Source organism: Carnobacterium pleistocenium FTR1 (assembly GCF_000744285.1).
Lineage (GTDB): Bacteria > Bacillota > Bacilli > Lactobacillales > Carnobacteriaceae > Carnobacterium_B > Carnobacterium_B pleistocenium.
On record NZ_JQLQ01000002.1, the window covers coordinates 411037 to 423348 of the forward strand.

Here is a 12312-nt window from a genome sequence, read left to right on the forward strand (position 1 = left end):
CCTCCATTACTCAACTGAATACACTAAATCAGCATGTTTACTATAACATATATTTTTTGACAAGTTGATTAGGCTTAGATTTCTAAACTCAAATGCGCTGAAAAAAGTATTAGGAGGGAAAAAATGAATGAATCTATAAAAAATATTCTTTTTGAAAGAATGAATGCAAAACAAGACCGTATGATTAAAATACGTCGTCAGTTGCATGAAAACCCTGAATTGTCTTTTCAAGAAGAAAAAACGGCAGCGTATATTGCTGACTTTTATTCAGATAAAGACTGTGATGTGCGTACAAACGTAGGTGGACGAGGGATAGTCGTAACAATCAATTCTGGTAAACCGGGGAAAACAATTGCGATTCGGGCTGACTTTGATGCATTGCCAATTCAAGAAGAATCTGGTCTAGCATTCCAATCGAAAAATCCGGGAGTAATGCATGCTTGTGGTCATGATGCACATACAGCATACATGCTGATTTTAGCTGAAACTTTGATTGAAATAAAAGCTTCATTGGCAGGGAAAATTGTTGTTTTACATCAACATGCTGAAGAAATGCCTCCAGGCGGAGCAATACAGATGATTCAAGATCACGCATTAGATGGCGTGGACACTGTTTTTGGTATTCATGTGATGTCTCAAATGGAAACAGGTAAACTATTTTATCGTCCTGGAAACATTCAAACTGGACGTGCAAATTTCCACATTAAAATCCAAGGGGTCGGAGGACACGGTTCTTCTCCACATAAAGCAAATGATGCAATTGTAGCTGCAAGTTATTTTGTTGTAGCAACGCAATCAATAGTGAGCCGTCGCTTAAATCCATTTGATGTGGGTTCAATTACAATCGGAAACTTTGATGGCCGTGGATCTTTCAACATTATCAAAGACTCAGTTCTCCTAGAAGGTGACGTACGTTCAATGTCTGAAGAAGTTCGTGCAATCATCGAAAAAGAAATTCGGGCTAAATTAGACGGTATAGCAGCTATGTTTGATGTTACTTATGAATTGAAATATGAAAATGATTACCCTGTTTTATATAACGATTCTGATCTGACAGAAGAGACAATCAGTAAATTGAAACGAACGGCGATTCCTGAATTAAAAGGAATTGAAATGTGTGATGCACAACCCCCTTCAGAAGATTTCGCTTACTATGCAAAAGAACGTCCAAGTATGTTTTTTTATGTTGGTGCTGCTCCTGAAGAAGGCGAAGCTTATCCGCACCACCATCCTAAATTTAACATCAGTGAATCAAGTTTGATTGTTGCTGCCAAAACAATGGGTTCGATTGTAGTGGACTATCTAATAGGATAAAAAGAACTTTTAAGTAAAGTTAGCAAAGTATTTGGAGTATATGAATTATTCAGCATCATGTGAAATGAAAAAAATTAGCAAAAGGAGAGATTTAAGATGTCAGAAAAAGAGAGAATGATAGCAGGTCGACTGTACCGTGCACAGGGAGAAGAATTAAGAGCTATAAGACAAAAAGGACAACAATTGATTCGATTATTTAATACTACTACTGAAGAGGAAAAACCGTACCGTACGAAATTGTTAATGGAAATCTTCGGTAAGGTATCAGGTAAAATCTACATTGAACCAACTTTACGGATAGACTATGGGCAAAATATTACCATCGGAGACAATTTTTATGCTAACTTTGATTGTGTAATGATAGATGTTGCTCCAATTACGATTGGAGACAACGTTATGTTTGGACCGCGAGTATGCCTTTATACGGCAGGCCATCCAATTGATCCGACAGTGCGCACTAATGGATTGGAATTCGGTACATCAATTACGATTGGGAATAATGTTTGGATTGGTGGAAGTGCCGTAGTGAATCCTGGTGTTACCATAGGAGACAATGCTATTATCGGATCTGGATCAGTGGTCACTAAAGATATTCCGGCTAATACGATTGCAGTTGGGAATCCGTGTCGCGTTATTCGAGACATCACCCAAGCGGATAAAAAAAATTGGGAAGAAAAGCAAATAGCTTATTGGGCAGAAGTTGCTATTGAGCAAAATGCTGAAATTCAAGGAGGGACTATTGTATGAAAATTTCACATGTAGCATTATGGTCTAAGGATATTGAGCAGTTACGTCATTTTTATGAAACCTACTTTAACGCACAAGCGGGAGAACGTTATGAAAATACGAATAAAGGATTTGCTAGTTATTTTTTAACGTTTCCTGGATCAGAAGCGAAATTAGAATTGATGCAGCAGTCTGTAATTACTTACCAACCAGAAGAAACACCACTAGGATGGGCACATTTAGCCATTAGTGTTGGAAGTGAAAAGAAAGTTGATAACTTAACGACTGTCATTACAGAAGATGGGCACACGATTATCGGTCAGCCTCGTTGGACTGGAGATGGGTATTACGAAAGTGTTGTAGCCGATCCAGAAGGTAATTGGATAGAAATTACGATTTAAAAAGAAAAAATTGTGGTATAAGTTCTAAACTCTTTGTTTATCCAATTATTAATTCTAAAAGTAGCCTCGTGGGTAGAATTTGAGACGGTTATACGGCTCTACACAGGCAAACTTGTTATTCCAGAAGTCCAGAAGGAAGAAATTTCTTTTAAAACACCAATTCTATTTTTGAATAATCGAAATACATAACAAAAAAGAGTCTGTTAACCAGCTTCCTGATAAACAGACTCTTTTTAATTGTTGCTAATTATGCTTTAGTTTTTCTTTTTTTATTGTTTGGTCCACTTCTAAATTAAAATAAAGAATAGTCGTATTATGAAAAATTTAATAATTTAATTTTTCCATATGAAATTTCTTCAATAATTTTTTCTTTTTCTAATCGGGCGAATTCTCGGCTTAATGATTCAGAGGTGGTTCCTAAATAAGAAGCTAAGTCTTTTTTAGCCATCTTTAATTCAACAATCGGTTCTGTTTCTTTAGAGTCAATTAAACTAATCAAAAAATGCAATAATCGATCTCTAACAGTTTCGGTAGTAGCCCAAGCGGTCTGCTGCTCAGAAATTGCCAATCTTTTTGCGATCGTAGCTAACATTTCAACTGATATAGCGGGATATTTTAGAAGCAACTCACGAAAATCCGAGTGCTTAATGGCGCAAACGAAACAATCGGTTAATGCTTCTGAAAACGCCTCATAAATACCTTCTTTAAATAAAGCTAATTCTCCAGTAAATTCTCCTTGAGTTACAATACGTATCAGCTGTTCTTTACCTGTATCAGCTAATCGATATATTCGGGTCTTGCCACTTTTTAGTACATAAAGGGAGTCAGCAACTTGTCCAGGGCGGTAAAGCGTTTCGCCTCGAAGAAAGTGTTTGTGTTGGATTAATGGATGTATTTTTTTCTTTTGTTCGTCTGTAAGTGATTGAAATAAGGGAATAGCATCTATGCAATGATGTTCTGTATTTCCGCATATAAACGTCTGCTGTTCAGACTTTACATATTTTTTTTTCATCTCATGATCTCCTCAATGAATCTTCACTTTACATCTATAGTGTACCAGTAATTTATATATTAGAAAAGAGGTCATTATCTTTATAAACTAATTGTACTTGATTTAAATCAAGTATATCCCAAAAAAAACAAGGTATAGTTAGTTTATTAGATATGTCGTATTTATTATTGTGCATATTTGAACAAAGGAGTGTAAAAAATGAGTATAAAATTAACACAGTCTCAAGTAATGTTACATCAGATGGTTACAGATTTTGCTGATAAAGAAGTAAAACCACTGGATATGTTGATTGATAAACAAAGAGATTTCCCTAAAAAATTATGGGATGATCTTGTGAACACTGGCTTTTTAGGCTTAGTTTTGCCAGAAGAGTATGGTGGCGCCGGGTTTGATACTATTGCTAGTTCTCAAACTATCTATGATTTAGCTAGTCGGAATGCAAGTGTTGCTTTTACCTTAGAAGGTCATTACAAAACAGTTGATCAAGTACTAAAATATGCCACACCTGCATTAAAAGAAGAATATTTGCCTCAAGCAAATCACCGAATCTTTGGTTTCGCTTCAACAGAACCACAAGGTGGATCTAATGTAATGGGACATACTGCAAAAGCAGTCAAAGAGGGAGATAAGTGGATTTTAAACGGTAACAAAACGATGATTACAAATGGCGGATTGGCACAAGTATACTGTGTACTTCTTAAAACAGCTCCAATGGAATTATCTTGCTTCCTTGTGGATGAAGATATGAACGGATTTAAACATGGAAAAAGGGAAGAGTTTATTGGAATGAATGGCACACCTGTAGGCGAAATTTTCTTGGAAGACGTTGTTGTCAGTGAAGAACATCTACTTGGGAAAATTGGACAAGGTGTAGAAATTGGGGATAATGCCCATTATGACGCTCGTATTTTAATGGGAGCGATTGCAGCTGGTATTACTGAACATGCTTTAAACATTGCGGTTGAGTACGCAAAAAAACGTGAAGCAATCGATACTCCTATTATTCAATTACATTCTATTCAAACAAAAATTACAGAAATCGCTATTGCAAAAGAAAATACACAGTTGCTTTACCAAGAAGCTGCTAAGTTAAAAGAAGCTGGTAAATCTTATGCTAAAGTGGCCACTATGGCAAAATCATATGGTAGTCGTGCAGCAGTAACTGCCGCTGACCATGCATTACAAGTATTAGGTGCATATGGTTACAGTAAAGAATATCCAGTGGAACATTTGATTCGTGATGCTCGTGCTTTACAACTTGCCGAAGGATCGTTAGAAAAAATGATGATTGAAATAGCTAAAGAAGTTGTAAACGAGGGAGAGGAATGAGTTCAATGGGCTTAAAAATTGTAGTATGCATTAAACAAGTACCTGTTTCTAATAACTTGAAAATTGACCCAATTACTAAAAACTTAATTCGTTCTGGAGAAGCTGGGATCATGAATCCCTTTGATAAGAACGCCATTGAAGCAGCTTTACGTTTAAAAGATAAATGGGGTGGAGAAATCATTCTTATTTCTATGGGACCTCCTGACTTCGAAATGACGTTACGTCAAGGTTTAGCTATGGGATGTGACGATGCAGTACTCTTAAGTTCTCGACAATTTGGTGGAGCAGATACTTTAGCAACTGGATATGTTCTGTCACAAGCTATAAAAGAATTGGGAGATGTAGATTTAGTATTATTTGGTCGCCAATCAGTTGACGCAGACACTAGTCAAGTTGGACCCATTGTATCTGAATTTTTAGATTGGCCGCAGATCACATTTGTTAGCGATCTACACAGTTATTCTAAACAAGCTATGACTGCAACTCGATTATTAGAAAATATGCAACAAAAAATTGAATTCCAACTACCAGCAGTAGTAACTGTTCGCAGCGAAATGAACGAACCACGTTATCCAACACCACGTAATATTCAACAAAGTTATAAAAAAGATATCCGTATTTGGGATGAAAATAGTTTGTCAGCTGATCCTAATAGAATCGGTCTGAAAGGTTCTCCAACAGTCGTACGTAGTGTTTGGGCACCTGAAAAAGAAGCGAAAGCTACGAAGTTTCTTAAAGGGACAGCAGATGAAGCAATTCGTGAATTACTAATACAATTAACAGCCAACAATTTACTTTAAAAGAGGTGGAAAAAAATGACTAGTCAAGAAATTTGGGTATACGCAGAGAAACATCTAGGAATCATTCAACCGGTTACCTATCAATTAATAACTAAAGCAAATGCAATTGCAAATGGTAAAAAAGTTATTGTTATCCTATTTGAAGCAACAGATAATAATCTTGAAGATTCTATTAAAGAATATGGTCCCGATGAAATCGTTGTAGTAAAAGATGATCGTCTGAAAGATGCAGCTGATTCTGAGATTGCTTTCTTAATGGCAGAATTAGCCAATCGTCGCCAACCAAACAGTATTCTTTTTGGAGCTACAGTTGTGGGTCGTTCAATCGCACCTAGACTGCAAGCAAAGTTAAATACAGGTTTGACTTCGGATTGTTTAAACTTATCATTTGATGGAGAATTATTAGTTCAAACGAAACCATCTTATGGAGATAACATTATGTGTGAAATTATATGTCCAGATCATCGCCCACAGATGGCTTCTGTAAGACCAAATACTTTTGTAGCTACTAAAGTCAGCGACAAGTCAGTCATAGTGACTGAAATAACTGATTTACCTTTTAAAGTAGCAGATCGTATAAAAGTCATGGAAGAGACTCCTTTACTTTCTAAAAGCGATAGTATTGCAAATGCCGAACGCGTAATCGCGTTAGGACGAGGTGCTGTAGACGATAAGGTAATTGCTATGGCTGAAGAACTCGCTCGCAAGTTAGGATCAAAAATTGGAGTTACCCGTCCACTGACAGATCATCCTAAATTTAGTGGAGATGATCAAATTGGACAATCTGGTAATACCATTGCACCTAAATTATTAATTAATTTAGGTATCCATGGAGCTGTACAATATACAACCGGAATTGAACATGCGGAATTAGTGATTTCTGTTGATAAAGATCCAGAAGCACCTATCTTTAAACATTCTGATTACAGTTATGTTGGAGATTCAGCTGACTTCTTAAAAGGCTTTTTAAAAGTAGTTCAATAAAAATAGATTTCAAAAAAGTTCAAAAAGTAAGAAATACCTCTTGAATGATGAAAGTTGCTTGATCAAAAAATTAATTTATTAAAGACATCGATACCAATTTTGGTATCGATGTCTTTTTTGCTTTTACTGATTATTAAGGCTCTAGGTCAAATAATAGGATGCTTCAAAATAAGTTTTTTCTGGAATGGGAAAGTTTGTTTGTGGAAAGCCAAGAGATCCTTGAAGGATTGTTATAAAACGTGTTCCAAAAAGCAAATTCAACATCCACTTGTCATGACTGTAGTTGCTTCAACTACGTATAGACATTTTACACTTAGGCTTAGCCTGAAGGGTTTTCGCTCGATGGTCGGTGACCATCCTACTTTTATTTGAATCTAGAAAACAATATAGTATACTTAACATATAAGAAATTTCCATGAGCAAGAGAGTAATAGATCATAGTTTATACAGCTACTAAACTTACTAACAAGATAGAAATTGAACAGTTGGTAGAGATAGCTAAATCATAGGCGGAGGCTAAAAAAATGGAAAATAAATCAGAAACTCCTAGGAACCGTAGTGGGCAATACATCAAGAGCATTGTTTATGGTGGATTAGACGGTATTATTACAACTTTTGCTGTAGTAGCGGGAAGTTTTGGTGGAGACTTGTCTTTTAGAGTTGTTTTAATTTTAGGCTTTTCAAATCTACTAGCTGATGGATTTTCGATGGCGGTGGGAGACTTTCTTTCTACAAAATCACAAAATGAGTATGAAAAAAATGTGCGACATAAAAAACAAATTGCTATAACGCAACATCCTATACAGGAAAAAGGACAGCTTAGAAACTCACTTATTGAACAAGGGGTCAATGAAGAGGATGCCAACTTATTAGTAAATACACTTGCCAAGTATGATAAGCCATTTGTAAACCAAGTCATGAAATTGGAATACGGTTCTAATACTACTGAAGACTCACCGATGAAAAATGCTGCAGTGACTTTTTTGTCTTTTAGCGTCTTTGGTGTAGTTCCGCTTTTGATTTATATAGTTGCCATGTTTATACCAAACTTATTGGAAAATAGTTTTCTTATTGCATCAACCCTTACTGGAATGACATTATTTAGTTTAGGAGCAATGAAATCTAAAGTTATTCATACTAATTGGTTGAAATCAGGTTTTGAAATGTTACTAGTCGGTGGTCTGGCTGCTCTAGTTGCGTACGTTGTTGGCGCTATGTTAGGAAGTATCTGATATTAGGAGTGGCAAAATTTAGTTTAAAAGAAATAGAAAATAGAAAGGTTCTAGGTCAAATGCTGAGGGTGCTTCAAAATCAAATTTCTTCTGGAATAGACGGGTTTGCTTGTGGAGAGCCAAGGGAACGCCTGAAGCCTAAAAAGAAGTCTTACAGGCTTTCAAGCTTCAAACGAAACGTAATCCCGCTAAAGCGTCAACGTTTTGTAATTCTCATTGAATCCTTTACATGGCTACAAGCAACCTTATTCCTCCAAAAATTTTGGGTAAGTAATTCAATTGATTTATTTATCCACACCAAAAATTATACAGCCAATAGAAATGGGGCGCTAGATGGAAAACATCTAGTGGCTTATTTTTTTAGGAATCATCCTCATTCTACTCTAATCTCTTTTTAATTTTCCAAAAAAAAGATTTATGCTAAAAAACTTGGTAAATATAAAAAAACTAAAAAAACACGAACGTTAAAAATTAAACTTAAATATATATTCGTTAATTTCGTTGCTCGCTCTTTTATAAACGGGTATACTAATTTGTATGGAGTCATTAATGTTAAGAAATAAAGAGAAATATGCAAGTTTTTTAAAGAGGATTTGTACTTTTTTTATTTTCTAAGGAGGAATTGTTGTATGTCGAAAAAAATCCCGTATTTAATTCTAGCTCCGGGATTTATCTTATTGATTTTATTCTTGTTGGTACCGTTAGTATCAGTTATCTGGCCAACTTTTTATGATGGAGCATTATCGTTTAATTCTTACACTTCTTTTTTTCAAGATTCATATAACGTAGGGGTTTTTGTTCGTACTATTCGTATTTCGCTTATTGTGACTATCAGTTGTATTCTTTTAGGTGTTCCCACAGCCTATTATATATCTGGAACAACCCCAAAGTGGAGAGGATTACTAATGGCACTCACGTTATTTCCAATGTTAACCAATTCCGTCATTCGAAGTTTTGCTTGGATCAATCTACTAGGGCAAAACGGTGTAATCAATAAAGTGTTGTCTAGTATTGGGGTCATCTCTAAACCATTAACCTTGTTGTATACGGAATTCTCAATTGTTATTGGTTCAATATACTTATTTTTACCAATTTTAATTATTACATTAGTCGGCATAATGGAAAATATCAATCCAGAAATTATGGAAGCAGCTGAAACACTTGGAGCTAGCCGTATAAAAGCTTTCATTAAAGTAGTTTTGCCATTAAGTAGCCCTGGGATTATTGTAGGAAGTGTTTTAGTATTCACAGGAACTCTAACGGCTTATACGACTCCTCAATTGCTTGGAGGTAACCGCAATATGATGCTGTCAACATTTCTTTATCAGAACGCAATGACTCTAGGTAATTGGAAAGATGCAAGTGTCATTGCACTACTGATGATTGTTACCACTTTAATTGTGATGAAAGTTTTTAACTTAATTGCCAATCGAATTGACAAACGAGGTGAACAAGATGCGTAAACAAAGAGGCTTATCATTAGTTGCAGGAGCTGTATTTTCTTTCTTATTCATTCCCCTAATTATTATAACTATAACCTCATTTGGAGAAAAACCGACCATTCAATTTCCTATTACTGGGTTTACCTTTAGTTGGTTTGCAGCTGTTTTTGAAAATCAATCTTTCATAGATAGTTTCTTTTTAAGCTTGGAAGTTTCTCTTCTTGCAACTTTATTAGCCTTAGCCGTTGGAATTCCCGCTGCATATGCATTAACAAGACAGTCTGTTAAAGGGAAAAATTGGATCAAAAGTTTTTTCTTATCGCCAACCATCATTCCGGGTGTAGTAGTAGGGTATTCTTTGTTTCAATTTATCGTTATTCGTCTGCAAGTACCTATATTTCAAGGATTACTATTGGGACACTTTTTAATTAGTATACCGTACATTATTCGAGTAGTAGGCTCTAGTCTAGAGCAGCTAGATTTTTCAATAGAAGAAGTAGCCTGGACATTAGGAAGCACAAAGGTTAAGGCTTTTATTAGTATCGTATTACCGAACATCTCTTCCAGCATATTTGCTGCCTTTATGTTGGCATTTATTAACTCTTTTAATAATATACCTGTTTCGCAATTCTTATCTGGCCCTGGAATTTCACTTTTACCAACTACTTTAATGAATTACATTGAGTACAATTATGATCCAATCGTTTCTGCTTTATCAGTACTTTTAATGTTGGGAACGATTATTTTAATGTTTGTAATTGAAAAAACACTTGGGTTGGCAAAAGTAGTCTAGTGAATGACTTAGAAAGTAGACTGGTGAGCTGCACTAGTGGTGAAAATAAAGTTAAATACTTACCGTAAAAGACAAGGGTTTAGTTAAATATCCTTAAGGAGGACATGTACTGTTATGTCATTTGTTGATTTAGAAAATATTCGTGTTAGTTATGATGGGAAAAATAACATACTGAAAGAACTTAATCTTTCCATTGAAAAAGGGGAGTTGGTCTCTTTACTAGGACCATCAGGTTGTGGAAAGACCACCACTTTACGGGTTATTGCAGGTCTAATTGAGCCCAATGATGGAACCTTTACTGTAGGTGATACTAATTTGACAAAGATTCCGGTTCATAAACGTAACTTTGGTATGGTATTTCAAAGTTACGCTTTGTTTCCACATTTAACGGTTAAAGAAAATGTTGGTTTCGGATTGAAGATGAGAAAAGAAAGAAAAGACAACATCGAAAAAAAAGTACAAGCCATTTTAGCGGCTACGGATTTATCTGATTACGCTGAGCGTTATCCAAAACAACTTTCGGGAGGGCAGCGTCAACGTGTAGCTCTCGCTCGAGCGTTAGTGATTGAACCGCAATTGTTGTTACTCGATGAACCCTTAAGTAATCTGGACGCTAAATTGCGTATCAACATGCGCATCGAAATCAAACGAATTCAGCGCAAATTGGGTATTACAACAGTCTTTGTTACACATGATCAAGAAGAATGTTTCTCTATTTCAGATAAAGTAGCAGTCATGAACAACGGGGTCATTGAACAATATGATTCTCCTGAAGAAATCTACAAAAATCCAAAAACAGAGTTTGTAGCTCGTTTTATTGGATTTGAAAATTTTTTCACTTTAACAAAACAGGATTTGTATTCGTACACAACAGTAGATGGAACTCAAATCGAGACAGTGCATACAGCAAACAAGCAACAAGTAACGGGAACGATTCGCCCAGATGATATTGAAGTTCTTGCTTACGCTCAAGAAAAATTGGCTAATAGCTTATCAGGAACTATCCAAGTTCGTACTTTTTTAGGAAACAGTTATCAGTATGAAATAGAAACAACTATTGGAAAGCTTTTAGTTAATGATGCTCAGTTACAAGCCTATCAGGTTGGAGATAAAGTTCGTTTAGTTATCCCAAAGGAAAAGTTAGTTTTAGTGTAAGCAATTATAAAAAGGGGGATTTTAAGTAATGAAGAAGAAAATAGTGTTGGCAAGTTTAACCGTTATGAGTGCACTAATGTTGGGGGCATGTGGACAAGAAGCAAGTGGAGAAAATAAAGAGTTAGTAATTTCGACGTTTGGATTAAGTGAAGATGTTATGCAAGAAGATATATTTTTACCGTTCGAAGAAGAATATGGAGTAGATATTGTAGTGGAAACAGGTACGAGTTCTGAGAGATATACTAAATTTGAAAACAATCCTAACTCTACTATTGATATTATTGATCTGCCTCAATCTAATGCTTCTCAAGGAGCAGCTGAAGGACTATTTGAAGAAATCGATACAGAAAAAATTCCAAATTTAGCTGATTTAATCGATAGTGCAAAAGTTTTAAGTGAAAATGGTTCTGGAGCAGCATATACCTTGAACAGTATAGGAATCATTTATGATGAAGAAGCTGCCGGCATGAAGATTGATGAATTTTCTGATTTGTGGGATCCTTCACTTGAAGGGAAAATCTCGATTCCAGATATTGCTACAACTTTTGGACCTTCTATGATGTATGTTGCTAGTGATTATAAAGGTGTAGATATTACAACCGATAATGGAGCAGCTGCTTTTGAAGGACTGGAAGAACTCGCTCCTAATGTTGTTAAAACATATGCTAAATCCTCTGACTTAGCCAATATGTTTCAGTCTGGTGAAATTGTTGCAGCAGTTGTAGGTGATTTTGCAATTCCAATGATCTCTGAAGCTCAACCATCTGTTCAATATGTTGTTCCCCTTTCTGGAACGTATGCAAACTTTAATACCATAAATATTAATATCAATTCTGAAAATAAAGAAATGGCTTATAATTTTATAAACTGGAGATTAAGTAAAGAATTACAAATGATTACTGCGGCTTCTTTAAATGAGGCTCCTACAAATAAAAACGTTGAATTAAGTGGAGAAGTTGCTGAAAATAAAACATATGGTGATATTGCTGAATTAACAAAATTAGTTGATTTTGATTTTGTAAATACACAACTGGACGATTGGATCGACATGTGGAACAAAACGATGAATCAATAGATTAAGGTCTGATAATAGAAAATAACCTCTTTAGGAGGTTATTTTTTTA

13 protein-coding genes are annotated in these 12312 nt (G+C 35.4%); 12 read left to right on the forward strand and 1 reads right to left on the reverse strand.

Going from position 1 to position 12312, the window contains the following annotated elements; all coding sequences use genetic code 11:
- Nucleotides 1-123 precede the first annotated feature (123 nt).
- The 3 genes from BP17_RS02140 (at nt 124) to BP17_RS02150 (ending at nt 2441) form a co-directional block, all read left to right on the forward strand.
- Nucleotides 124-1314 (forward strand): amidohydrolase, encoded by a 1191-nt coding sequence (locus BP17_RS02140; RefSeq protein WP_035051268.1) that lies wholly within the window; start codon nt 124-126, stop codon nt 1312-1314.
- A gap of 96 nt (nt 1315-1410) precedes the next feature.
- On the forward strand, nt 1411-2061 hold the full coding sequence (locus BP17_RS02145) for a sugar O-acetyltransferase (RefSeq protein ID WP_035051269.1): 651 nt from the start codon (nt 1411-1413) through the stop codon (nt 2059-2061).
- Nucleotides 2058-2441, forward strand: coding sequence for a VOC family protein (locus BP17_RS02150; protein WP_035051270.1), 384 nt, complete (start codon nt 2058-2060; stop codon nt 2439-2441). The genes BP17_RS02145 and BP17_RS02150 overlap by 4 nt, the downstream gene beginning before the upstream one ends.
- Nucleotides 2442-2754: 313 nt before the next feature.
- On the opposite strand, the gene BP17_RS02155 is transcribed toward BP17_RS02150, so the two are convergent.
- Entirely contained in the window at nt 2755-3453 is a 699-nt protein-coding gene (locus tag BP17_RS02155; protein WP_035051271.1) for a Crp/Fnr family transcriptional regulator, read from the reverse strand.
- A 198-nt stretch (nt 3454-3651) separates the two neighbouring features.
- Between BP17_RS02155 and BP17_RS02160 the strand changes: the two genes are divergently transcribed.
- From BP17_RS02160 to BP17_RS02200, 9 genes are all read left to right on the forward strand, one after another.
- Complete coding sequence (locus BP17_RS02160) at nt 3652-4782, forward strand: acyl-CoA dehydrogenase family protein (protein ID WP_035051272.1); 1131 nt, start codon at nt 3652-3654, stop codon at nt 4780-4782.
- Nucleotides 4783-4787: 5 nt separating this feature from the next.
- Nucleotides 4788-5582, forward strand: a complete 795-nt coding sequence (locus BP17_RS02165) for an electron transfer flavoprotein subunit beta/FixA family protein (protein ID WP_035055010.1) — start codon at nt 4788-4790, stop codon at nt 5580-5582.
- Between the two features lie 15 nt (nt 5583-5597).
- Entirely contained in the window at nt 5598-6566 is a 969-nt protein-coding gene (locus tag BP17_RS02170; protein ID WP_035051273.1) for an electron transfer flavoprotein subunit alpha/FixB family protein, read from the forward strand.
- 524 nt (nt 6567-7090) lie between these two features.
- The gene (locus BP17_RS02175) at nt 7091-7798 is read left to right on the forward strand and encodes a VIT1/CCC1 transporter family protein (RefSeq protein ID WP_035051274.1); all 708 of its coding nucleotides are present in this window, start codon (nt 7091-7093) and stop codon (nt 7796-7798) included.
- An 8-nt stretch (nt 7799-7806) separates the two neighbouring features.
- Nucleotides 7807-8196 (forward strand): hypothetical protein, encoded by a 390-nt coding sequence (locus BP17_RS02180; RefSeq protein ID WP_035051275.1) that lies wholly within the window; start codon nt 7807-7809, stop codon nt 8194-8196.
- 231 nt (nt 8197-8427) lie between these two features.
- A complete protein-coding gene (locus tag BP17_RS02185) occupies nt 8428-9261 on the forward strand; it encodes an ABC transporter permease (protein WP_035051276.1) in 834 nt (277 codons plus the stop codon).
- Complete coding sequence (locus BP17_RS02190; protein ID WP_035051278.1) at nt 9254-10033, forward strand: ABC transporter permease; 780 nt, start codon at nt 9254-9256, stop codon at nt 10031-10033. The genes BP17_RS02185 and BP17_RS02190 overlap by 8 nt, the downstream gene beginning before the upstream one ends.
- A 114-nt stretch (nt 10034-10147) precedes the next feature.
- Nucleotides 10148-11188 carry an ABC transporter ATP-binding protein gene (locus BP17_RS02195; protein ID WP_035051279.1) on the forward strand — a complete coding sequence of 347 codons (1041 nt, stop codon included), beginning with the start codon at nt 10148-10150 and terminating at the stop codon, nt 11186-11188.
- Between the two features lie 28 nt (nt 11189-11216).
- A complete protein-coding gene (locus BP17_RS02200) occupies nt 11217-12263 on the forward strand; it encodes an ABC transporter substrate-binding protein (RefSeq protein WP_035051281.1) in 1047 nt (348 codons plus the stop codon).
- The last annotated feature ends 49 nt before the right edge of the window (nt 12264-12312 follow it).